The sequence below is a fragment of the Streptomyces cellostaticus genome (assembly GCF_001513965.1).
Lineage (GTDB): Bacteria > Actinomycetota > Actinomycetes > Streptomycetales > Streptomycetaceae > Streptomyces > Streptomyces cellostaticus.
This window is the reverse complement of record NZ_KQ948038.1, coordinates 79,419-101,986: the sequence shown is the minus strand read 5'-3', so window position 1 is coordinate 101,986 and position 22,568 is coordinate 79,419. Positions and strand designations below refer to the sequence as shown.

At 72.8% G+C, this 22,568-nt stretch carries 22 protein-coding genes; 11 read left to right on the top strand and 11 right to left on the bottom strand.

Features of this window, described 5'->3' with window-relative positions; translation table 11 throughout:
* Positions 1-2: 2 nt before the first annotated feature.
* From nadC to AQI88_RS33135, 4 genes are read right to left on the bottom strand one after another with little or no spacing between them, the layout of a single operon-like run.
* Positions 3-980: a carboxylating nicotinate-nucleotide diphosphorylase gene (nadC, locus tag AQI88_RS33150; RefSeq protein ID WP_067006304.1), complete on the bottom strand. Its 978-nt coding sequence runs from the start codon at positions 978-980 to the stop codon at positions 3-5.
* 4 nt (positions 981-984) lie between these two features.
* Positions 985-2,706 (bottom strand): L-aspartate oxidase, encoded by a 1,722-nt coding sequence (locus tag AQI88_RS33145; RefSeq protein WP_067006301.1) that lies wholly within the window; start codon positions 2,704-2,706, stop codon positions 985-987.
* Positions 2,703-3,704, bottom strand: a complete 1,002-nt coding sequence (gene panC / locus AQI88_RS33140; protein WP_067006298.1) for a pantoate--beta-alanine ligase — start codon at positions 3,702-3,704, stop codon at positions 2,703-2,705. Before panC ends, AQI88_RS33145 begins: the two co-directional genes overlap by 4 nt.
* Positions 3,704-4,648 carry a Rossmann-like and DUF2520 domain-containing protein gene (locus tag AQI88_RS33135; protein WP_067006295.1) on the bottom strand — a complete coding sequence of 315 codons (945 nt, stop codon included), beginning with the start codon at positions 4,646-4,648 and terminating at the stop codon, positions 3,704-3,706. Before AQI88_RS33135 ends, panC begins: the two co-directional genes overlap by 1 nt.
* A 182-nt stretch (positions 4,649-4,830) precedes the next feature.
* Between AQI88_RS33135 and AQI88_RS33130 the strand changes: the two genes are divergently transcribed.
* A complete protein-coding gene (locus tag AQI88_RS33130; RefSeq protein ID WP_067006435.1) occupies positions 4,831-6,027 on the top strand; it encodes a threonine aldolase family protein in 1,197 nt (398 codons plus the stop codon).
* An 18-nt stretch (positions 6,028-6,045) separates the two neighbouring features.
* Here the strand turns inward: AQI88_RS33130 and AQI88_RS33125 are convergent, their stop codons facing one another.
* A complete protein-coding gene (locus AQI88_RS33125; RefSeq protein ID WP_067006292.1) occupies positions 6,046-6,255 on the bottom strand; it encodes a hypothetical protein in 210 nt (69 codons plus the stop codon).
* A gap of 173 nt (positions 6,256-6,428) precedes the next feature.
* Here AQI88_RS33125 and AQI88_RS33120 point away from each other — a divergent pair, with 173 nt between their 5' ends.
* A complete protein-coding gene (locus AQI88_RS33120) occupies positions 6,429-7,532 on the top strand; it encodes a DUF5937 family protein (protein ID WP_067006289.1) in 1,104 nt (367 codons plus the stop codon).
* Positions 7,533-7,677: 145 nt separating this feature from the next.
* Here AQI88_RS33120 and AQI88_RS33115 read toward each other — a convergent pair whose 3' ends face one another.
* Complete coding sequence (locus AQI88_RS33115; RefSeq protein WP_067006286.1) at positions 7,678-8,349, bottom strand: response regulator transcription factor; 672 nt, start codon at positions 8,347-8,349, stop codon at positions 7,678-7,680.
* 68 nt (positions 8,350-8,417) lie between these two features.
* Entirely contained in the window at positions 8,418-9,623 is a 1,206-nt protein-coding gene (locus AQI88_RS33110) for a sensor histidine kinase (protein ID WP_067006283.1), read from the bottom strand.
* A gap of 118 nt (positions 9,624-9,741) precedes the next feature.
* On the opposite strand from AQI88_RS33110, the gene AQI88_RS33105 reads away from it, so the two are divergent.
* A complete protein-coding gene (locus AQI88_RS33105; protein ID WP_208615975.1) occupies positions 9,742-10,908 on the top strand; it encodes an SAM-dependent methyltransferase in 1,167 nt (388 codons plus the stop codon).
* Between the two features lie 27 nt (positions 10,909-10,935).
* Here AQI88_RS33105 and AQI88_RS33100 read toward each other — a convergent pair whose 3' ends face one another.
* A complete protein-coding gene (locus AQI88_RS33100) occupies positions 10,936-12,084 on the bottom strand; it encodes an NADH-quinone oxidoreductase subunit D (RefSeq protein WP_067006281.1) in 1,149 nt (382 codons plus the stop codon).
* Between the two features lie 31 nt (positions 12,085-12,115).
* Between AQI88_RS33100 and AQI88_RS33095 the strand changes: the two genes are divergently transcribed.
* Positions 12,116-12,619, top strand: coding sequence for a PH domain-containing protein (locus tag AQI88_RS33095; protein WP_067006278.1), 504 nt, complete (start codon positions 12,116-12,118; stop codon positions 12,617-12,619).
* A complete protein-coding gene (locus AQI88_RS33090) occupies positions 12,616-13,941 on the top strand; it encodes a PH domain-containing protein (protein ID WP_067006275.1) in 1,326 nt (441 codons plus the stop codon). The genes AQI88_RS33095 and AQI88_RS33090 overlap by 4 nt, the downstream gene beginning before the upstream one ends.
* Positions 13,942-13,990: 49 nt before the next feature.
* Here AQI88_RS33090 and AQI88_RS33085 read toward each other — a convergent pair whose 3' ends face one another.
* Positions 13,991-15,346, bottom strand: a complete 1,356-nt coding sequence (locus tag AQI88_RS33085; RefSeq protein ID WP_079057964.1) for a prolipoprotein diacylglyceryl transferase — start codon at positions 15,344-15,346, stop codon at positions 13,991-13,993.
* Positions 15,347-15,443: 97 nt separating this feature from the next.
* The gene (locus AQI88_RS33080; protein WP_067006272.1) at positions 15,444-16,571 is read right to left on the bottom strand and encodes an alpha/beta hydrolase; all 1,128 of its coding nucleotides are present in this window, start codon (positions 16,569-16,571) and stop codon (positions 15,444-15,446) included.
* Positions 16,572-16,798: 227 nt separating this feature from the next.
* Here AQI88_RS33080 and AQI88_RS33075 point away from each other — a divergent pair, with 227 nt between their 5' ends.
* The 6 genes from AQI88_RS33075 (at position 16,799) to AQI88_RS33050 (ending at position 21,909) form a co-directional block, all read left to right on the top strand.
* Positions 16,799-18,613: a phosphatidylglycerol lysyltransferase domain-containing protein gene (locus AQI88_RS33075; protein ID WP_067006269.1), complete on the top strand. Its 1,815-nt coding sequence runs from the start codon at positions 16,799-16,801 to the stop codon at positions 18,611-18,613.
* A 135-nt stretch (positions 18,614-18,748) separates the two neighbouring features.
* Entirely contained in the window at positions 18,749-19,609 is an 861-nt protein-coding gene (gene folP / locus AQI88_RS33070) for a dihydropteroate synthase (RefSeq protein ID WP_079057963.1), read from the top strand.
* Positions 19,606-20,145, top strand: a complete 540-nt coding sequence (locus AQI88_RS33065; protein WP_067006263.1) for a nuclear transport factor 2 family protein — start codon at positions 19,606-19,608, stop codon at positions 20,143-20,145. Before folP ends, AQI88_RS33065 begins: the two co-directional genes overlap by 4 nt.
* A gap of 249 nt (positions 20,146-20,394) precedes the next feature.
* Positions 20,395-20,754, top strand: a complete 360-nt coding sequence (gene folB, locus AQI88_RS33060; RefSeq protein WP_067006260.1) for a dihydroneopterin aldolase — start codon at positions 20,395-20,397, stop codon at positions 20,752-20,754.
* Positions 20,751-21,362: a 2-amino-4-hydroxy-6-hydroxymethyldihydropteridine diphosphokinase gene (gene folK / locus AQI88_RS33055; protein WP_067006257.1), complete on the top strand. Its 612-nt coding sequence runs from the start codon at positions 20,751-20,753 to the stop codon at positions 21,360-21,362. The genes folB and folK overlap by 4 nt, the downstream gene beginning before the upstream one ends.
* Positions 21,363-21,420: 58 nt before the next feature.
* On the top strand, positions 21,421-21,909 hold the full coding sequence (locus AQI88_RS33050) for a DUF3180 domain-containing protein (protein WP_067006255.1): 489 nt from the start codon (positions 21,421-21,423) through the stop codon (positions 21,907-21,909).
* A gap of 22 nt (positions 21,910-21,931) precedes the next feature.
* Here the strand turns inward: AQI88_RS33050 and folE are convergent, their stop codons facing one another.
* Positions 21,932-22,537: a GTP cyclohydrolase I FolE gene (gene folE / locus AQI88_RS33045; protein WP_067006252.1), complete on the bottom strand. Its 606-nt coding sequence runs from the start codon at positions 22,535-22,537 to the stop codon at positions 21,932-21,934.
* Positions 22,538-22,568 lie beyond the last annotated feature (31 nt).

The following is a 22,568-nucleotide window of genomic DNA, read 5'->3' as shown; positions in this document are numbered from 1 at the left end:
CGTTACTCCGCCTCGCGCAGGTCCAGGCCGATGTCGAGGATCGGCGAGGAGTGGGTGAGGGCGCCGACGGCCAGGAAGTCCACGCCGGTGTCGGCGTAGATGCGCGCGGTGTCGAGCGTGAGCCGGCCGGAGGCCTCCAGCAGCGCCCGTCCGCCGACGATCCCGACGGCCTCCGCGCACTCGTCGGGCGTGAAGTTGTCCAGCAGGATCAGGTCGGCGCCCGCGTCGACGACCTCGCGCAGCTGGTGCAGGGTGTCGACCTCGACCTCGATCGGCACCTCGGGGAAGTTCTCCCGGACGGCCTTGAAGGCCTGTGCGACGCCGCCGGCGGCGACCACGTGGTTGTCCTTCACCAGGGCCGCGTCGGAGAGCGACATGCGGTGGTTGACGCCCCCGCCGCAGCGCACGGCGAACTTCTCCAGAGACCGCAGCCCCGGCGTCGTCTTGCGGGTGTCCCGCACGTGTGCCTTGGTGCCCTCCAGCGCGTCCGCCCACGCGCGCGTGGCGGTCGCGATACCGGACAGACGGCACAGGATGTTGAGGGCGCTGCGCTCGGCGGTGAGCAGGTCACGCGTGCGCGTGGTGACCGAGAGCAGCTTCTGCCCGGCCTCGACGCGGTCGCCGTCCTCGACGTGCCGCTCGACCTCGAACTCGTCCGTGCAGACCACGGAGAGCACGGCCTCGGCGACCCTGAGTCCGGCCACCACGCCGGCCTCACGCGCGGCGAAGTCGCCGGTGGCCACCGCCTCCTCGGGGATGGTCGCGACGGTCGTCACGTCCACGCCGCCGGCCAGGTCCTCCTGGATGGCGACGTTGGCGATGTCCTCGACCTCGATGGGGTCGAGCCCCGCAGCGGCCAGCAGCTCGGCGAGCGCGGGGTCGAGGCCGCTCTCCAGGTACTCCTCGTCACCCTCGGCGCCGCAGGCGCAGCCGTCACCGCAGCCGCCGGTCGGGGCGAGGGGAAGGTCGTCGGTGCTCACTTGTTCACTGCTCCTGGGGGCGCTGGGTCTGCCGGGTAGGGGGGAAGTCTGCGGTGTCCGTGGTGTGTACGGCCAGGGACCGGTCGGGATTGAGCCGTACCACGATGTGGCGCCGCCACTGCGTGTCGTCGCGCTCGGCGCGGTCCTCGCGCCAGTGGCAGCCGCGGGTCTCCTCGCGCAGCCGGGCTGCGGCGACCAGGACGCGGGCCACGCACAGGAGGTTGGTGGCCTCCCAGGTGTCGACGCCGGGCTCGGCGGTCTTGCCGTTCTCCTCCAGGGCGTCGCGGGCCTCGGTGTGCAGCCGCTGGAGCTGGTCCGCGGCCTTCTCCAGAGCGTCCGCCGAACGGAGCACGCCCGCGCCCTCGGTCATGATCCGCTGGATGGCGAAGCGGGCCTCGGGGGCGAGCAGCGGGTAGGCGGGCTTCTCGGGGTGCGGGACCGGCTCGGGCACGCGCGCGTGGAGGCCGTTTCCGGCGTGGGCCGAGGCGATGTCGGCGGCGATCCGCTCGGCGTAGACGAGGCCTTCGAGGAGGGAGTTGGAGGCGAGCCGGTTCGCGCCGTGCACGCCGGTGCAGGCGACCTCGCCGCACGCGTACAGCCCGGGGACGGTCGTACGCCCCTGCGCGTCGGTGCGCACGCCTCCGGAGGCGTGGTGGGCGGCCGGGGCGATCGGGATGGGCTCGGTGACCGGGTCGATGCCGTTGGCGCGGCAGGCGGCCAGGATGGTCGGGAAGCGGTGCTCCCACATGGCGGCGCCGAAGTGCCGGGCGTCGAGGAACATGTGCTCGGCGTCCTGCTCCAGCATCCGCCGCAGGATGCCCTTGGCGACGATGTCCCGCGGTGCCAGCTCCGCCAGCTCGTGCTGGCCGACCATGAAGCGCACGCCGTCCCCGTCGACCAGGTGGGCGCCCTCGCCGCGCACCGCCTCGGAGACCAGCGGCTGCTGGCCTTCGGCGTCCGGGCCGAGGAAGAGCACGGTCGGGTGGAACTGGACGAACTCCAGGTCACTCACCTCGGCGCCCGCGCGCAGCGCCAGCGCCACGCCGTCGCCGGTGGCCACGGACGGGTTGGTGGTCGCGGAGAACACCTGGCCCATGCCGCCGGTCGCGAGGACGACCGCGGGGGCGTGCACGGCGCCCACGCCGTCGTGCTGGCCCTCGCCCATCACGTGCAGGGTGACGCCCGCCGTGCGGCCGTCGGCGTCGGTCAGCAGGTCCAGCACGAGCGCGTTCTCGATCGTGTGCAGCCCACGCGCGTGGACGGCCTCCACGAGCGCCCGGGAGACCTCCGCGCCGGTCGCGTCGCCGCCCGCGTGCGCGATCCGGCGCCGGTGGTGGCCGCCCTCGCGGGTGAGGTGGATGCCGCCCTCGTCGTCGGTGTCGAAGTGGGCGCCGGTGGAGATCAGCCTCCGTACGGCGTCGGGTCCCTCGGTGACGAGGATCCGTACGGCCTCCTCGTCGCACAGGCCCGCGCCCGCCACCAGGGTGTCCTCGAGGTGCTGTTCGGGGGTGTCGCCCTCGCCGAGGGCGGCCGCGACGCCGCCCTGCGCCCAGCGGGTGGAGCCGTCGTCCAGGCGTGCCTTGGTGACCACGACCGTCGTCAGGCCTGCCGCCTCGCAGCGGAGGGCGGCGGTCAGGCCGGCCACGCCGGAACCGACGATGACCACGTCCGCGGAGATGGACCACCCGGGGGCGGGTGCGTGCAGTCGTATGCCTGTGCTGGTCACGAGGCGGCTCCGAGGGATCCGAAGGTGAGAGGGAGGTTGTCGATCAGCCGGGTGGTGCCGACCCGGGCGGCGACGGCGAGGACGGCTTCACCGGTGAAGCCGTCGCCGATCTCGGTGAAGTCGGACGGGTCCACCAGGGCGAGGTAGTCCAGCCGCAGCGGCGGGTCGACGCGGGCTGCCTCGTCCAGGACTTGGCGGGCGGCCGCACGGACGGCCGCCGGGCCGCCGGGCGCGGCCGTGGCCACGGCGTGTGCGTCGGCCGCCGCGCGGGACTCGCCTATGGCGCTCAGCGCCTCGGCACGCGCGTGCGTGGAGGGCACTTCACGGGCCCGCGCGCGCAGCGCCTCCTGCGCGGCGTGCCGGTCGCGGCCGGCGAACAGGGCGCGGGACAGGGCGAGTGCGCTGCGGCGCTCGTCGGGCGAGAGGTAGCGGTTGCGGCTGGAGAGGGCGAGCCCGTCCTCCTCGCGCACGGTCGGTACGGCGACGATCTCGACGCCGAAGTTCAGGTCCCGCACCATGCGCCGGATCAGGGCCAGCTGCTGGGCGTCCTTCTGGCCGAACAGGGCCGCGTCGGGGCGGGTGAGGTGCAGCAGCTTGGCGACGACGGTGAGCATGCCGTCAAAGTGGCCGGGCCGCGAGGCGCCCTCCAGGCGCTCGCCCATGGGGCCCGCGGTGATCCGCACCTGGGGTTCGCCACCGGGGTAGACCTCGTCCACGGCGGGCGCGAACACGGCGTCGGCGCCCGCCTGCTCGGCGAGCTTCAGGTCGGCCTCGAGGGTGCGCGGGTAGCGGTCCAGGTCCTCGCCGGCGCCGAACTGCAGCGGATTGACGAAGACGGTGACGACGACCTCGCCGCCTGGGCCGGCGATCTCGCGCGCGCTGCGGATCAGCGTGGCGTGGCCTTCGTGCAGGGCGCCCATGGTCATCACGACGGCACGGCGGCCGTGGCGCACGCGTGCGTGCAGCTCTTCGGCGGTGCTCAGCAGGGCGGTGGTCATCAGGCGTTCCCCTCGGTGCCGTTGGTGCCGTTGGTGCCGTCGGATCCGTCGGCCAGCACGCCGAGCAGGTCCTCGGCGAGTTCCGGCTTCAGCAGGCCGTGGGCGAGGGCCCGGTCGGCGGTCGCGCGGGCCATCGCCAGGTAGCCCGCGACGGTCTGCGGGGCGTGTTTGCGCAGCTCGGTGACGTGCGCGGCGACCGTGCCCGCGTCCCCGCGCGCGACGGGGCCGGTGAGCGCCGCGTCGCCCGAGCGCAGGGCGTTGTCCAGGGCGGCGCCGAGCAGCGGGCCGAGCATCCGGTCGGGGGCCGCCACGCCTGCCGTGCGCAGCAGCTCCATGGACTGGGCGACCAGGGTCACGAGGTGGTTGGCGCCGAGGGCGAGGGCCGCGTGGTACAGCGGGCGGTTCTCCTCGCTGATCCACTCCGGTTCGCCGCCCATCTCGATGACCAGGGCCTCGGCGGCGAGGCGCAGTTCCTCGGGCGCGGTGACGCCGAAGGAGCAGCCTGCCAGGCGCTGGACGTCCACGGGGGTGCCGGTGAAGGTCATCGCCGGGTGCAGGGCCAGCGGCAGCGCGCCCGCGCGCAGGGCGGGGTCGAGGACCTTTGCGCCGTAGCGTCCGGAGGTGTGCACGAGCAGTTGTCCCGGCCGTACGGCGCCGGTCTCGGCGAGGCCGGTGACCAGGCCGGGCAGGGCGTCGTCCGGGACGGTGAGCAGGACGAGGTCGGCACGCTCGAGGACCTCGGCCGGCGGCACCAGCGGAACGTCGGGGAGCATCGCCTCGGCGCGCCTGCGGGAGGCGTCGGAGACTCCGGAGACGGCCACCGGCCGATGCCCGGCGAGTTGCAGGGACGCGGCCAGGGCGGGGCCCACCCGACCGGCGCCGACGACGCCGACAGTGAGCCGCGCGGGGCGGTCCTTGAGGTCTGGCTGGTGGACTGTACTCACGCGACGGCGGCCTTCCGTTCCAGTCCGCTCTGGGTACCGGACGATTTCTCGTCATGTTAACGCTATCTCGGTTCGGCGCCGATCGGTTGTCCACAGGCTGTGGGTTTCGCCACGCCTGCGGGCCCGGCCGCCGCGCGGAAATCCCGGTGCCCTCGCCGGTGCGGCGCGGCATCATCCACGCCATGACTGACACGGCAGGACAGGGCACTGAGCAGGACACCCGGCAGGGCGGGGAACGACCGGCACTGGAGCAGTTGCGGGAACGGCGCGCGGCCGCCCAGCGGCAGGCGCGGCGCACGCTGTCCCGCGGGGGCTGGGGAGCCACGATCCGCGAACGTCTCGCGCATCTGACGGAGGCGGGGGACGGGGTGTACGACCTGGACGAGCCGGCCGACGTCTACGGCAACCGGATCGTGGCCGCCCTGGAGGAGCGGGTCGCCGCGCTGCTGGGCACGGAGGCCGCCGCCTTCTTCCCGACGGGCACGATGGCCCAGCAGGTCGCCCTGCGCTGCTGGGCGGCCCGCACCGGCAACCCGACGGTTGCCCTGCATCCCCTGGCGCACCCGGAGGTGCACGAGCGGCAGGCGTTCAGCCAGGTCAGCGGCCTGCGCCCGGTCAGGGTGGGCGGCGGGCCCCGGCAGCCCACGGCAGCCGAGATACGCGACTTCGAAGAGCCCTTCGGTGCGCTGATGCTGGAACTGCCCCTCAGGGACGCCGGTTTCGTGCTGCCCACCTGGGAAGAACTGACCGAGGTCGTCGAGGCGGCGCGGGAGCGCGACGCAGTGGTGCACTTCGACGGCGCGCGCCTGTGGGAGTGCACGGACCACTTCGGGCGCCCCCTGGAGGAGATCGCGGGCCTGGCCGACAGCGTCTACGTGTCGTTCTACAAGTCCGTCGGAGGGTTCGGCGGCGCCGCGCTCGCCGGCCCGAGGACGCTGGTGGAGGAGGCGAAGACCTGGCGGCACCGGTACGGCGGCATGATCTTCCAGCAGTTCCCGACCGCCCTGTCCGCGCTCATCGGCCTGGACCGTGAGCTGCCGCGGCTGCCCGAGTTCGTACGTCACGCGCGCGTGGTGGCCGCCGCGCTGCGTGAAGGGTTCGCGGCGGCCGGGGTGCCCTGGGCCCGCGTCCACCCGGAGCAGCCGCACACCCACGAGTTCCAGGTCTGGCTGCCGTACGAACCGGACGTGGTGGCCGAGGCGGCCGTGCGCCAGGGCGAGGAGACCTCGGTGATGCTCTTCGCGAACGCCTGGGACTCCGCAGGGCCCGGCCTGGCCTTCACGGAGGTTGTCGTCCGTGCCTCGGGCCTGGAGTGGACGGCCGACGACGTCCGCGCGGCCGTGCGGGACTTCGTGGACCGTCTGCCGGACAAGGCCTAGCCGTGCCCTAGCCGAGGCCTAGCCGAGCGCGCGCGGGCGCAGCCAGCGCTCCAGGACCTGCCGTAGCCGCCCGTGCGCCGGGCGCTCGGCGAGGACCGCGCGAAAGCGCCGGTACTCGCGCAACTCGCGCATCGCGTCGAGGTCGTGACGGCCCGGCGCGGGCGGCTCGGGCTCGCCGTGCAGGCGAGCGCGGTAGGTGTCGAGGAGGTACTGCTGGGTGATGCTCATGGCGGATCGCCTTCTCGGGACGTGGACTGATCACCGACCGCTCGGTGACTGATCGGGCTCCGCGGCTGCCCCGGTGTCCTCAGATTGCTCCTGCTCAGAGCGGATGTCCCGTCGATTGACGGCTGCCGTCAATCGACGGGAGGGCTGTCAGTGGGCGGGTGCACCATGGGGACATGAGCGTGACCATCGACATCACCGGGCTGCCGCCGGAGCGGGTTGCCGTCGTGCCCTCTCCGCTGGCGGAGCTGGGGATGGCCCTGCACGCGCTCAGCGAGCCCGGCCATCACCCGCAGTTGCAGGGCTGGGCCACCGCCGTGTCGACCCGGCTGGACCCGGGCCTGGCCGACCGGCTGTGCGAGGCGGACTTCCTGTGGCGCATGACGTTCTCCGACGTCTTCGCGCCGTTCGCCGGAATCCCCGGCGGGCGCGAGCAGCCGGGCGCCACCCTCACGGCGGAACTGGACCAGCTGGACAAGCTGACGGACGAACAGTTCGTCCACGCAGCCCTGGAGTTCACCTGCCAGCTGCGCTACGACGTCGCGGAGCCCGGTCCGCTCGAGGACCCGGAGCTGCGCCGCCGCTCCCTGGAGCTGGCCGCCGCGCGCGGTGCCGTCCAGGAGCGGTTCACCCGTCGGCTCCTGGAGGACCCGCCGGCCATCCGCGCCTGGTTCCGGCAGCTGATGCTCGACTGCGACGAGGCCTTCTTCGCCGACACCTGGGCCCGGCTCCAGCCCCAGCTCGCGGCGGACGCCCGGCACAAGACCGAGCTGCTGCGCCGCAAGGGCCTCGGCGAGGCCCTCTCCTCGCTCTCCGGTGCCATCTCGCTGGACGAGGAGGCCGGCCTCATCACCGTGGACAAGCTCCTGGTGGGCCGCACGGCGACCGGCGACGGCGGCCTGGTGCTGGTGCCGACCAGCCTCGGCTGGCCGCATGTGATGGTCCTGCACCGGTACGGCTGGCAGCCCACGATCACCTATCCCGTCAGCGACTCCCGCCCGCAGACGCCGTCCGTGGAACAGCTCACGCGCCGTATGGAGGCGCTGGCCCACCCGGTGCGCATGCGGCTGTGCCGCCATCTGGCCCGCGCCCCGCACACCACGAGCGAACTGGCGGACGCGCACGGCATGTCCGCCCCCGAGATATCCCGGCACCTGGCGGTGCTGAAGAAGGCGGGCCTGATCACCAGCGGCCGCCGCGGCCGGTACGTCCGCCACCAGCTGGACCTGTCCGCGGTGGCCCGCCTGGGCAGTGACTTCATCGAGGGCGTCCTGCGCTAGGCGCTCCGCTTGCTGTGCCGCTATGCGGCTCCGCCGCGGGGCGCGATGTGCCGTCGATCGCCTGCGGCACCGTCGTGGCTGGTCGCGCCCGCGCGGCGGAGCCGCATAGCGATACAGCCCCGCGCCCCTTCAGGGCCGCGGGGCGTCAGCCGTGGCCGCCGGCCCGCACCAGCCCCGTCTCGTAGGCCAGCACCACCACCTGCACCCGGTCCCTGAGGCCGAGCTTGGTCAGGATGCGGCCCACATGGGTCTTCACCGTCGCCTCGGACAGCACCAGCCGGGCCGCGATCTCGCCGTTGGACAGCCCCTGCGCGACCAGCACCATGACCTCGCGCTCCCGGCCGGTGAGCCGCTCCAGCTCCTTGTGCTGGGGCTCCTTGCCGGCGGAGGGCAGCATCGGCGCGAACCGGTCCAGCAGGCGCCGGGTGGTGGACGGGGCCACGACCGCGTCGCCGCTGTGCACGGCACGGATGGCCGCCAGCAGCTCGCCGGGCGGCACGTCCTTGAGCATGAAGCCGGAGGCGCCCGCCTTCAGCCCGGAGAAGGCGTACTCGTCCAGGTCGAAGGTGGTCAGGATCAGCACCTTCGGGGGATTGGGCTCCGCGCAGATCCGCCGGGTGGCCTCCACGCCGTCCAGCTTCGGCATACGGACGTCCATCAGGACGACGTCGACGGCGGTGGAGCGCACCACCTGGAGGGCCTCGACGCCGTCGCCCGCCTCCGCGACGACCTCCATGTCCGGCTGGGCGGCGAGCACCATCCGGAACCCGGTGCGCAGCAGCACCTGGTCGTCGACGAGCATCACGCGGATCGTCATCGGGTCTCTTTCGTTCGGGCGGGCGGGGCCGGGGGTGTTACAGGTACCAACAGGGGCGCACGGCGATGTCAGTGCGCCGGTTTGAGCGGGAGCAGCACGCTGATGCGGAATCCTCCGCCCGGGCGCGGGCCCGCGTCCAGGGTGCCGCCGACCATGCCGACCCGCTCGCGCATGCCGATCAGGCCGTGCCCCTGGCCGTCGGCGCCGCCCTCCTCGTACAGCTCGTGCGGGGCGCCCTTGCCGTCGTCCTCGACGAGCAGGCCGAGCCCGTCGTCGAAGTAGACCAGCCGCACGCTCGCGCCCGCGTTCGGCCCGCCGTGCTTGCGGGTGTTGGTGAGCGCCTCCTGCACGATGCGGTACGCGGTCAGCTCCACTCCGCTGGGCAGCGGGCGCGGGGTGCCCTCGACCTTGAAGTCGACAGGGAGGCCGGAGCTGCGGCACTGTTCGATGAGGTCGTCGATCTGCTCGACGTCCGGCTGCGGGACGTACTCCCCGCTCTCCTGGTGCTCCCCGGTGCGCAGTACGCCGAGCAGGCGGCGCATCTCGGCGAGGGCCTGGCGGCCGGTGGAGGAGATCGTCTCCAGGGCCTTCTTCGCCTGGTCGGGGGCGGCGTCGAGGACGTAGGCGGCGCCGTCGGCCTGGACCACCATCACCGACACGTTGTGCGCGACGACGTCGTGCAGCTCGCGCGCGATCCGGGCGCGCTCGGCGGCGACCGCCACCTTGGCCTGCGCCTCGCGCTCCTTCTCCAGCCGGGCGGCGCGCTCCTCCAGCTGGGCGAAGTAGGCGCGGCGGGTGCGCATGGAGTCGCCGAGCACCCAGGCCAGGGCGAAGGGCACGGTCTGGAACACCACGACCGCGATCTTCCCCGGCATGCTGCTCTGCTCGTCCGGCCAGCGGATCTGCGCCAGGGCCGCCGCGGACAGGCTGACCACGAGCGAGAGCCTGGAGGCCCAGCGCGCCCCGACCGCGGCGACCGTGTAGGTGATCACCAGCATGGCGAAGTCGGCGGCGGTCGTCTCGATGTCCAGGACCAGCTGGACCAGCCCGGCCGCGAGGGCCAGCAGCAGCATCGGCTCCGGGAAGCGGCGGCGCAGCGCCACGACGAGGCACAGGACGGCGGACACCGCCAGGCCCGGGACGAGCGACATGTGGTGGTTCGGCGCCCCGTTCAGGTTGGACACGCTCACGCCGGAGATCCCGAACAGGGCGACGGCCCAGAAGCTGTCGACCCACGTCGGGTGCCTGCGGAGGAAGTCATAGAGGCGCTGCACGTAACCCAGAGTAGGGAAGTGCGATAGGTGCAGGGGTCAACCGGAGGGCCGATCCGCGCCCGGCGCGCGTACTCCGCAAGGTGGAGGCAGTGATCACCTGTGCGCCTAGTCTGTTCCGGTGACGGATGAGACGGCGAGGGAAGCGGAAGCGCCGCCCGGGGACGGACGCGGCTGGCGCGCGGCGGCCGAGGCGGCGCTGTACGGGCCCGCCGGCTTCTACCGGCGGCCCGAGGGCCCGGCCGGACACTTCCGTACGTCCGTGCACGCGTCCCCGCTGTTCGCACGGGCCGTGGCCCGGCTGCTGTGCCGGGTCGACCAGGCGCTGGGGCGGCCCGCGACGCTGGACTTCGTCGACCTGGGAGCAGGGCGGGGCGAGCTGGTCACCGGCGTGCTCGCCGCCCTCCCGGCCGATGTCGCCGCCCGCGCGCGCGGGTACGCCGTCGAGGTCGCCGACCGCCCGGCCGGGCTCGACGCACGGATCACCTGGCTGAGCGAACCCCCGGACGCGATCACCGGGCTGCTGTTCGCCAACGAGTGGCTGGACAACGTGCCGGTGGACGTCGCCGAGGTGGACTCGGCGGGTGTGCCCCGGCTGGTGCTCGTCGCGGCGGACGGCACCGAGCGGCTCGGGGAGCCCGTGTCGGGCGTGGCGGCGGACTGGCTGGCACGGTGGTGGCCGCTGCCGGCCGAGGAGGGACTGCGCGCGGAGATCGGGCTGCCCAGGGACCTGGCGTGGGCGGCGGCGGTGGACCGGGTGGTGCAGGGGCTCGCGGTGGCCGTGGACTACGCGCACACCACGGACGCGCGCCCCCCGTTCGGGACGCTCACCGGCTTCCGGGAGGGCCGCGAGACGGCGCCCGTGCCGGACGGCTCGTGCGACATCACGGCGCATGTCGCGCTTGACGCATGCGCGGCCGCGCGCACGGCGGCCGGCACGACACGCACGCCCTCGGGCACCGCCCACACGCCCTCAGGTACCGCCCACACAGCGCACACGCCCTCTGACACGGCGCACACGTCGCCCGATCCGGCTTGCACGTCCCCCGGCACAGCGCGCGCACTCCCCGCCGCGCGCCTTCTCACGCAACGCGCCGCCTTGCACGCCCTGGACCTCACCGGCGCACGCCCCCCGCTCGCGCTCGCCTCCACGGACCCCGCGGCCTACGTACGCGCCCTCGCAAGCGCCGGCGAGGCCGCCGAACTCACCGCTCCCGGCGGCCTCGGCGGCTTCGGCTGGCTGCTCCAGCCGGTTGGAATTCCGGACCCGCTCCCGCGGGACGCCTAGAGCCGTCCTGGCTGCCCCTGCTCGCCCCTACTTGTCGATGTCTCCGACCACGAAGAACATCGACCCGAGGATCGCCACCATGTCCGCCACCAGCGTCCCCGGCAGCAGCTCGGTCAGCGCCTGGATGTTGTTGTACGACGCCGAGCGCAGCTTCAGCCGGTACGGGGTCTTCTCGCCCTTGCTGACCAGGTAGTAGCCGTTGATGCCGAGCGGGTTCTCGGTCCACGCGTACGTGTGCCCCTCGGGCGCCTTGAGCACCTTGGGCAGCCGCTGGTTGATCGGTCCGGGCGACAGCTCTGCGAGCCGGTCCAGGCAGGCGTCGGCGAGGTCCAGCGCGTTGTGGGTCTGCTCCAGCAGGCACTCGAAGCGGGCGAGACAGTCGCCCTCGCCGCGGGTGACGACCTTCAGCGTGTCCTGAAGCTCCGGGTAGGCCAGGTACGGCTCGTCGCGCCGCAGGTCGAAGTCGACGCCGGAGGCGCGCGCGATGGGCCCGCTCACGCCGTAGGCGTGCACGGTCTCAGGCGCAAGCGTCCCCACGCCCCGCGTGCGCCCCCGGAAGATCTCGTTGCCGAGCACCAGGTCGTCGAAGACGTCCATGCGGGAGCGCACCGCGGCGACCGCGGCACGCGCGCGTGCACTCCACCCGGCCGGCAGGTCCTCCTTGAGGCCGCCCACACGGTTGAACATGTAGTGCATGCGCCCGCCGGAGACCTCCTCCATGACGTTCTGGAGCACCTCGCGCTCCCGGAACGCGTAGAAGACGGGCGTGATCCCGCCCAGCTCCAGCGGGTACGACCCGAGGAACATCAGGTGGTTCAGGACCCGGTTCAGCTCGGCGAGCAGCGTGCGCGTCCACACCGCGCGCTCGGGGACCTCCATGCCGAGCATCCGCTCCACGGCGAGGACCACGCCCAGCTCGTTCGAGAACGCCGACAGCCAGTCGTGGCGGTTGGCGAGCATGATGATCTGCCGGTAGTCGCGCGCCTCGAAGAGCTTCTCCGCGCCCCGGTGCATGTAGCCGATCACCGGCTCCGCGTGCCGGATGCGCTCCCCGTCCAGCACCAGCTTGAGCCGCAGCACACCGTGCGTGGACGGATGCTGGGGGCCGATGTTGAGCACCATGTCGGTGCTCTCGGCGGCTCCGCCGATCCCGACCGTGGTCTCCGTCGCAGTCATGGACCCAGTTTCCCCTACGTACGCTGGCCCCATGGAAACGGGGAGCCCGGAAGAGACCGGGGTGGCGGGGGACGAGCCGGTCTGGCGGGGGCTGCCGCCCGGCCTGCTGCGCATGCGACGACTGCTGCTGGTGACGTGGACGGGCGTGCTGGCCCTCGCGGCGGGGCTGCTGCCCGGCCTGCTCGTGGGGCCGGCCTGGGCCGCCTTCGCGCTGCTCCCCCTGGCCCTGGCCGCATGGGGCTGGCGGCTGCTGGGCCGCAACTGGCGCTCCTGGCGGTATGCCGAGCGCGCCGACGACCTGCTGATCAGCCGGGGTGTCCTGTGGCGCGAGGAGACCGTGGTGCCGTACGGGCGGATGCAGCTGGTGGAGGTCACCTCGGGCCCCGTCGAGCGGTACTTCGGGCTGGCCAGCGTGCAGCTGCACACCGCGGCCGCGGCGACCGACGCGACCATCCCGGGGCTGGACCCGGCCGAGGCGGAGCGGCTGCGCGACCGGCTCACGGAGCTGGGCGAGGCCCGATCGGCGGGACTGTGACGATTCCGGACCTCGACGACGTACCGGCGCGCCCGCCCGTCGCCGAGAGGCGGCTGCACCCTGTCACGCCCTTCCGGCGGGCGTGGGCGCCGGTCACCGTACTCGCCGGCTGGGCCGTGCACGACCCGAACGGGGCGCACGAGCAGTTGCAGCGGCTGACCTCCACCATGCTCCTCGTCGGGCTCGCCGTGCTGGTCCCGGCGGCCGGCCTCTACGGCTTCCTGTCCTGGTGGTTCACGCACTTCGCGGTCACCGACACCGAACTGCGCATACGCACCGGCCTGCTGTTCCGGCGCACCGCGCACATCCGGCTGGAACGCATCCAGGCGGTCGACGTCACGCGGCCGCTCCTCGCGCGCGTGGCGGGCGTCGCCAAGCTGCGGATCGACGTCGTCGGAACGGACAAGAAGGACGAACTCGCCTTTCTGGGCGAGCGGGAGGCCCGCGCCCTGCGCGCGGAACTCCTCGCGCGCGCGGCGGGTTTCGCGCCCGAGACGGCGCAGGAAGTCGGCGAGGCGCCCGCGCACGAGCTGCTGCACGTGCCCCCGCGCGAGCTGGCGCTCTCCCTGGTGCTGACGGGCGCCACCTGGGGCTCCCTGACCGCCGCCCTCGTCGTACCGCCCGTGCTGTGGCTCGCCACCCAGAGCGTGTGGACGGTCCTCGCCACCGGACTGCCGCTGCTCGGCGCGGCGGGCGCGAGCAGCGCGGGGCGGTTCGTCGCCGAGTACGACTGGACGGTCGGGGAGTCCCCGGACGGGCTGCGCATCGACCACGGGCTGCTCGACCGCGCGCACGAGACGGTGCCGCCGGGGCGGGTGCAGACCGTGCGGATCGTGGAGCCGCTGCTGTGGCGGCGGCGCGGCTGGGTACGGGTGGAACTGGACGTGGCCGGATCCGACAACTCCGTGCTGGTGCCGGTCGCCCCGCGCGCGGTCGCCGAGTCGGTCATAGCGCGCGTGCTGCCCGGCGTGACCGTTCCGGCGGCGCTGTCGCGGCCGCCGCGGCGGGCCCGGTGGTGTGTGCCGGTGTGGTGGCGCGGACACGGCCTCGCGGTCACCGACACGGTGTTCGCCGCCCGGCACGGTCTGCTGCGTCGCCGCCTGGCCCTGGTCCCGCACGCCAAGGTCCAGAGCGTACGGCTCACCCAGGGGCCCTGGGAGCGCCTGTGGCGGCTCGCCGACGTCCATGTGGACACCGGCGCCGACAAGACCGTCACGGCCCGTCTGCGGGACGCCGAGGAGGCCGAGCGGCTGCTGCGCGCCCAGGCGGAGCGGTCCCGCACCGGCCGCAGGGAGGCCCGCCCGGATCGCTGGATGGCCTGAGCCCGGCCCACCCCTCGCGGGTGAACCGGGCCCTGTGCCTGGCGAGGTCTCAGGAAGCCGCGCTGCGCAGCCCCTGGAGGTCGATCTGCTCCGTCTCGTCGTGCGCCGTCAGGTCGATAACCTGGCCTATTCCGCGCGACTCCGCGCCTGCAGGCTTGAACTGGGCCTCGGTCTCGGCCTTGTGCAGCGCGAGGGCCTCCTGGCCGACGACGTCCGCGAGGTCCTCGTTCTGCACGGAGTCCAGCGCGGCGGACGAGGTCTGCTTCTGGGTGCCGAAGAAGTCGAACCCGCCCTCGACCACCGGGCGGGCGGGCGCGGCCGGTACGACGGCCACCGCGGTCGGCACCGTGAAGTGCCCGGCGCCCTGCTGCCCCGCGGACTGTGCGGGCTCGGCCGGTGCCGTCGGGGCGGCGGCCGCGCGCGCGTGCGGGTCGGCCGCCTCGGACTGCCCCTGCGCCTCGTCCTCCTGAGCCCCGCCTTCCAGGGCCCCTCCTTCGCTCCGGGGAGCCTCGGCCGTCTCCCTCACACGGTGCGCTTCCCCAGCGCCTGCTCCTTTGGCAGCGGGCTCGGGCTGCGTCACCCCGGACTCCGCGGTCCGGGACCCGGCAGCTGGCTTCACCGGCTCGGACCCGGCGAGCGGCTTCACCGACTCGGTCTCGGCGGAGGGCTCGGCGGACGGCTTTGCGGACTCGCCCTCGGTGGAGGCCTCCACCGACTCGCTCTCGACGGCGGCCTTCGTGGACTCGCTCTCGGCGGACGGCTTCGCCGACTCGCTCTCGGCGGAAGCGCCGGAGGCGAACCGGGCCAGTGCCGCCGCGGCCCGCAGGTACAGCCGCGAACCCTCGGGCGAGAACACCGCACCGGACCCCGGCTTGTCCTCGGCCGGTTCCTGAGGCGCCTGCGATTCGGCGCTGCGCGCGGGCGGCAGTGCGAGGGAACCGGACGGCTCGGCCGCCTCCATCTCCAGCAGCCGGCGTCCCTCCAGGGCGCTCGCGCGCTCGGTCTCCGCCGTGGCGTAGCGGCGCAGCAGAGCCGCGTGCTCGTTGCGCAGCCCGGCCAGCTCCGCGCGCTTGGCGCGCAGCCGCTGCTCCAGCTTGGTGCGCAGCTCGCGCGACTCCTCCAGGTCGGTCTCCAGTTCGGCGACCCGCTCCTCGCTGCGCCACTCGTCGCTGGCACGCGCGCGCGTGAGGTCGGCGACCTGCTTGCCCGCCGAGGTGTCCCAGCGGCGCATCACGACCGCGCCGACGACCGCCGTCGCCGCGGCGGCCGCGGCCAGCGTGCGCAGCACCGTGGCCTCGGAGAACGCCCAGGGACCCAGCGCGCAGACAACGGAGACGCCGGCGATCGCCGACGGCGGCAACAGCCGGTGCAGAGGCGGGGAATGGCGGTGGCGTCCACGTGGCATGGCCAGAAACTTACCGCGCGTAGGCGGATCGTGGGCCCCCGCCCCGTAAAAACACAGCCACACCGCAGGCTTCACGGGGCATCAGGCGCCCGGCGGCTCAGCGGTCGCTCAGCCGTGCGCTGAGCCACTGCAGGGTCGCCGGGATCTCCCGCCGCCAGGTGTTGAAGTTGTGACCGCCGCTGTCCAGGATGATCGACGAGACCCGTGTCACGTTCGTGGCCTGCACCCGCTGTATGAACTTGAGCGTGTCCTTGTAGTTGTGTTCGCCGATCTTGCTGCTGGTGACCAGCAGCGAGGTGTCGGGCGCGGACCCGTGCTTCAGGAGCCACCACAGGTCGGCACGATTCTGCAGATTCCTGTCACCACGGAAGAGATCACCGGTCGTGGGGTCGATCGGCGCCTTGTAGTACGGCGACAGACCGGCACCGGCCGCGTAGACGCCGGGGTGGTGCATGGCGAGCTTCAGGGCGCAGTAGCCGCCGGTGGAGTCGCCGACGACGCCCCAGCTGCCGGGCCGCTTGCCCACTCGGTAGTGCGCGAGGACGGCCTCCGGCAGATCCTTGGCAAAAAACGTTTCCGTCTGCGGCCCGCCCGGGATGTCCACGCACTCCGTGTCGCGCGGCGGCGCCACGGTCGGCCGCATCATCACCAGGATCATCGGCTGCATCCGCCCGTTCTTGGCCAGCTGCTGCGCCGTACGCGGGTAGTGCAGCTTGTCCACCAGCGCCTGCGCCGTACCGGGGTAGCCGGTCAGCACCACGGCCGCCGGGAACGTACGCGTGCGGTACTGCGGCTGGAAGTACTCCGGCGGCAGGTAGACGTACGCCGGTGTGGCGATGTGGGTCTTGCGGCCCACTATGTCGACCTTCTGGATCTGCCCGCCCGTCTCCGGCCGCGAACCCCTGACACCCTTCACACCCGACGAGGACACCACTTGGAGGGGCCCTCCCGACCCGCCGTTGGCGGTGTGGTCGATGACGACACCCTGGTCGGTCTCCTTGCCGAAGAGGTCCGCCCAGCTGGCGTAGAAACCGAAAGCCTGGTTGGCGGCGATCCCCAGGGAGGAGAAGAGGGCCAGCTGTGTGGCCAGCAGCAGGCCGACACGTCCGCTGATGGTCCGCCAGCTCTGCCTGGCCAGCCGTGGCCACAGCCACACCGTGCCGACGAACAGCACCACGGCGATCACGATCGCCAGTACCAGCACCTTATTGCTCGTGAGACCCATGGGCTGTTCCTGCCTGCGCTTTCTGCCCGTCGCGCGCCCGCACTTCGTTACAAGGGCTTGCCCGGGGCTTTCCTTGGCCTTTGACCCGACTTTCCGGTGGGGAGTGAACCTCTCTCCCCGTGACACCGTCCTAGAGGGCGCAATGTCGCCGGATGCCCCGATCGGCACCGGGTTCAAGGTCTCTCGCAGAACTACGGGATGCGATGTCTGTCAGGATAGATGGGGAAATGTCGGGCGGGGTTCCGAGCCGATCAAGCCGGGCGCGGCGCATATTGCGCGGCCCGCGCCCCGAGGCCGTTCCCGCTCTGGTCGCCAGGGCGTGCGCCGTCGTGGGCGTTGTGGACATTGCCGCGGGGGTGTTCCCGCGCTTCCGTCACAGCCGTATGCACGCCATAGCCGAGGTACTGCCCGGTTCCTTCGGGCCTTTCGCGGCGGCGCTCTCGCTCAGCGCCGGCGTGCTGTTGCTGCTGCTCGCGCACGGGCTCAAACGGCGCAAGCGCCGGGCCTGGCGCGCCGCGGTCGCGCTCCTCCCGGCGGGCGCGGCGGCGGAGTTCGTGTACCGGCACTCGCTCATCGGCATGCTCATCTCGGTGGCGCTCCTGGTACCGCTGCTGCGCCACCGCGCCGAGTTCGCGGCCCTGCCCGACCCCCGCAGCCGCTGGCGTGCGCTCGCCAACTTCGTCCTCATGAGCGCCGGTTCCCTCGCCCTCGGCATGGTCATCGTCAGCGTCCATCCGAACCGCATGGTCGGCGACCCGAGCGTGGCCGACCGGCTGACGCACGTCGTCTACGGCCTGTTCGGCTTCGAAGGCCCCGTGGACTACGCCGGCAACACCTCCTGGACGGTCGCCTTCTCCCTCGGCGCCCTCGGCTGGCTGACCGCGGTCACCACCATCTACCTCGCCTTCCGCCCCGAACACCCGGCCGCCCGCCTCACCGAGGAGGACGAGTCCCGGCTGCGCGACCTGCTCGCCAAGCACGGCGGCCGCGACTCCCTCGGCCACTTCGCGCTGCGCCGCGACAAGGCGGTCGTCTTCTCGCCCAGCGGCAAGGCGGCGGTCACCTACCGTGTCGTCTCCGGCGTGATGCTCGCCAGCGGCGACCCGATCGGCGACGTCGAGGCCTGGCCCGGCGCCATCGAGCGCTTCATGGACGAGGCCAAGGCTCACTCCTGGACCCCCGCGGTCGTGGGCTGCTCGGAGACGGGCGGCGAGGTGTGGACTCGCGAGACCGGCCTCGACGCCCTGGAACTGGGCGACGAGGCGGTGGTCGACGTGGCGGATTTCTCGCTCGCCGGACGCGCGATGCGCAACGTGCGCCAGATGGTCAAGCGCATCGAGCGGGCCGGCTACGAAACCCGGGTACGGCGCATCCGTGACCTCGGCGAAGCCGAGCTGGAGCGCATCCGCCGGGCCGCGGAGGACTGGCGCGGCACCGACACCGAGCGCGGCTTCTCCATGGCGCTTGGCCGCGTCGGCGACCCGGCCGACAGCGACTGTCTGATCGCCACCGCCCACAAGGCCGACGACGAGCCCGGCGAGTACGGCGACCTGAAGGCGATCCTGCACTTCGTGCCCTGGGGCGAGGACGGCGTCTCCCTGGAGCTGATGCGCCGCGACCGCAGCGCCGACCCCGGCATGAACGAACTGCTGATCGTCGCCGCCCTCCAGGCCGCCCCGAAGTTCGGCATCACCCGGATCTCGCTCAACTTCGCGATGTTCCGCTCGGCCCTCGCGCGCGGGGAGAAGATCGGCGCCGGCCCGGTGCTGCGCGCCTGGCGCGGACTGCTGGTCTTCCTCTCCCGCTGGTTCCAGATCGAGTCGCTGTACAAGTTCAACGCCAAGTTCCAGCCCCGCTGGGAGCCGCGGTTCATGGTCTATCGCGCCTCCGCCGACCTGCCGCGCATCGGCTTCGCCGTCATGCAGGCCGAGGGCTTCGTCAACGTCGCCCTTCCGCTCCCGCGCTTCCTGCGCCGGCGCAGGGCGTCCGCCGCTCGCCCCTGCGCGCACTCGGTGGCGGAACACGACGTCCGAGCCGCCTGACCCCGGCCAAGGCCCGCACCGAGCCCGGCCCGGCCCCTGACCGGCCCGGGCGGAAGCCCCCACCCCCTCCAGCACGGGGGCTTCCGCCCGGGCCGCGGCGCGTTCACGGCACCGGCCTGGGCCTACGCTGAACGTATGAACAACCTCAGCGGGCGCGGCCGGGTGACAGGCCTTCCGGCATGGGACCGGTGCGCGGTCATGGGTGTCGTGAACGTGACCCCCGACTCCTTCTCCGACGGCGGCCGCTGGTTCGACACCACCGTCGCCGTCAAGCACGGCCTGGCCCTGGTCGCCGAGGGCGCCGACCTGGTCGACGTCGGCGGCGAGTCCACCCGCCCCGGCGCCACCCGCGTCGACGAGGCCGAGGAGCTCAGGCGCGTCATCCCCGTCGTCCGCGTCCTCGCCTCCGAAGGCGTCGTCGTCTCCGTCGACACCATGCGCGCCTCCGTCGCCGAACAGGCCCTCGCCGCCGGCGCCGCCCTCGTCAACGACGTCAGCGGCGGCCTCGCCGACCCCGCGATGATCCCCGTGGTCGCCGCCGCCGGCGCCCCCTTCGTCGTCATGCACTGGCGCGGCTTCCTCCAGGGCGGCAACGTCAAGGGCAGGTACGAGGACGTCGTCGCCGAAGTCGTGGACGAACTGCACGCGCGCGTGCAGGCCGTACTGGAGGGCGGCATCGCCCCCGACCGCATCGTCGTCGACCCCGGCCTCGGCTTCTCCAAGGAGGCCGACCACGACCTCACCCTCCTCGCCCACCTCGACCGCCTGCACGTCCTCGGACACCCCCTGCTCGTCGCCGCCTCCCGCAAACGGTTCCTCGGGCGCGTCCTCGCCGGACCCCAGGAGGCACCCCCGCCGGCCCGCGAGCGCGACGCCGCCACGGCCGCCGTCTCCGCGCTCGCGGCGCACGCCGGCGCATGGGCGGTGCGCGTGCACGAGGTACACGCCACAGCGGACGCGGTACGGGTCGCACGGGCCGTGGAAGGAGCCCGGTGAGCGCCCCCCACACCGACGTCGAGCAGGTGGAGGCCGCCAACACCGCCTTCTACGAGGCGATGGAACGCGGTGACTTCGAGGAACTGTCCTCGCTCTGGCTCACGCCCTCCGACCTGGGCGTCGACGAGGAGTACCACGACCCGGCGGACACCGGCGTGGTCTCCTGCGTGCACCCCGGCTGGCCGGTGCTCACCGGCCGCGGCGAGGTGCTGAGGTCGTACGCGCTGATCATGGCGAGCACCGACTACATCCAGTTCTTCCTCACCGACGTGCACGTCTCCGTCACCGGTGACACGGCCCTGGTGACCTGCACCGAGAACATCCTCAGCGGCGGCCCGGCCCCGGCGGACGGCGCGGAACTCGGCCCCCTGGTCGGACAGCTCGTCGTCGCCACCAACGTGTTCCGGCGCACACCAGTCGGCTGGAAGATCTGGTCGCACCACGCCTCGCCTGTACTGGCCGAAACCGACGAGGAAGAAGAAAACGGCCAGAGTGGAGTGAATGGCGCGAACCCGGACGACGGCCCCCTCGCGTAACCGGGTACGCACCCCGCAAGGACCAAGAAGTGGTTGGAATCACGAACCCCGGGGTATGTGCGGCTTCCAGCCCATGATGCGACCGGGTTCCCCAGGGGAAACACGCGGTGAACCCTCCGGGTCCCGGCCCCGGCCCGCGGCCCCGTGCCCCGGCCGTGTCAGCGCCCGCAGGTAGATTCGTCCGAGGCCGGTGTGCCGCCCGCACGCGACACCGACCGGTCGTTCCCGACGATTGCAGGAGTGATTCGCGTGGATCGTGTCGCGCTGCGCGGCCTGAAGGCCCGCGGGCACCACGGCGTGTTCCCCAAGGAGCGCGAGGAGGGCCAGACCTTCATCGTGGACCTCGTCCTTGGCCTGGACACCCGGCCGGCCGCCGTCGACGACGACCTGGCGAAGACCGTGCACTACGGCATCGTGGCCGAAGAGGTCGTGGCCGTGGTCGAAGGCGAGCCGGTGAACCTCATCGAGACGCTCGCCGAGCGGATCGCCCAGGCCTGCCTGAAGCACGATGGAGTCCAGGAGGTCGAGGTCTGCGTCCACAAACCGGACGCACCGATCACGGTCCCCTTCGACGACGTGACCGTCACCATCACCCGGAGCCGAGTATGACCCGACCTTTCGCCCAGGGTCACAGCGACCCGACCGTCCAGCCGGTCCCCGCCTCCGTCGTCGAGCAGGTCGACGCCGCCGACACAACGCTGAGCAACCCGAAACGGGCCGTGATCTCCATCGGCTCCAACCTCGGCAACCGCCTGGAGACCCTCCAGGGAGCCGTCGACGCCCTGGAGGACACCCCCGGCGTCCGCGTGAAGGCGGTCTCCCCGGTCTACGAGACCGAGCCGTGGGGCGTCGAGCCGGGCAGCCAGCCGTCCTACTTCAACGCGGTCGTGGTCCTGAAGACCACCCTGCCCCCGTCCTCCCTCCTGGAGCGGGCACACGCCGTCGAGGAGGCCTTCAACCGGGTCCGCGACGAGCGCTGGGGTCCGCGCACCCTGGACGTCGACATCGTCGCGTACGCGGACGTCACCTCCGACGACCCGAAGCTGACCCTCCCCCACCCGCGCGCCCACGAACGCGCCTTCGTGCTCGCCCCCTGGCACGACGTCGACCCCCAGGCACAGCTGCCCGGCCTGGGCACGGTGGTCGAACTGCTGTCGGCCATCACGCGCGACGGCGTCGAACCCCGGGGGGACCTGGAACTCCGACTGCCCGAGTAGTCGTTAAGGTCAAGACGACCACCGTCCGGGATCGGTCCGGGGGAGCTGAAGGGACACCGTGAAACAGCTGCGCATCAGGGTGCTGGCCGGCGTGTTCGTCGTGGCCGGAGTCCTCTCCTGGGCGGGCGCCCGCCTCTGGAACTCGGTCGGGACACTCCCCAGCGTCCCCCTGGCCGCCCCCATCGTTCTCGCCCTGATCGCGGTGGTCCTGCTCGCCACAGCGCTCTCGCTGCGCGCCCGCTTCAAGGCCCAGCGCGAGCGCCGCCCCGGCGCGAAGGGGGTCGACCCCCTGATGGCCGCCCGAGCGGTCGTCTTCGGCCAGGCCAGTGCCCTGGTGGCCGCCCTCGTCGCCGGTATGTACGGCGGCACGGGCGTCTTCCTCCTGGAACTCCTCGACATCCCCGCCCGCCGCGACCAGGCCATCTACGCCGGCTTCTCGGTCGTGGCCGGCATCGCCGTGATAGCGGCGGCCCTGTTCCTGGAACGGGTCTGCAAACTCCCGGAGGACGAGGACCAGAACCACCCGGGCGCGGAGCCGGTGGCCTGACCGCCGGCTCCGACGAGGCTGTTCAGCGCGCCATGATGAGGCTCATCGCCTCGTTGCGCGTCGCCGCGTCCCGCAGCTGACCGCGTACCGCCGAGGTGATGGTCTTCGCGCCCGGCTTGCGGATGCCCCGCATCGACATGCACATGTGCTCGCACTCCACGACCACGATCACGCCCCGCGGCTCCAGGATCTCCATCAGCGAGTCCGCTATCTGCGTGGTGAGGCGTTCCTGCACCTGCGGGCGCCGGGCGTAGACGTCCACGAGCCGGGCCAGCTTGGACAGGCCCGTGATCTTCCCGGTCACGGACGGGATGTAGCCGACATGGGCAACGCCCCGGAACGGCACCAGATGGTGTTCGCAGGTGCTGTACACCTCGATGTCCTTCACCAGCACCATCTCGTCGTGCCCCAGGTCGAACGTCGTCGTCAGGACGTCCTCGGGCTTCTGCCACAGGCCCGCGAAGATCTCCCTGTACGCCCGCGCCACCCGGCCCGGCGTCTCCCTGAGGCCCTCGCGGTCCGGGTCCTCGCCGACCGCGATCAGCAGTTCCCGTACGGCGTTCTCGGCGCGCTTCTCGTCGAACTCGCCGATGGTGCCCTCACCGTCCAGGGTCACGGGGTCGGTCATCTGGTTCCTCGTTCCTGTGCCTGTCACGCGT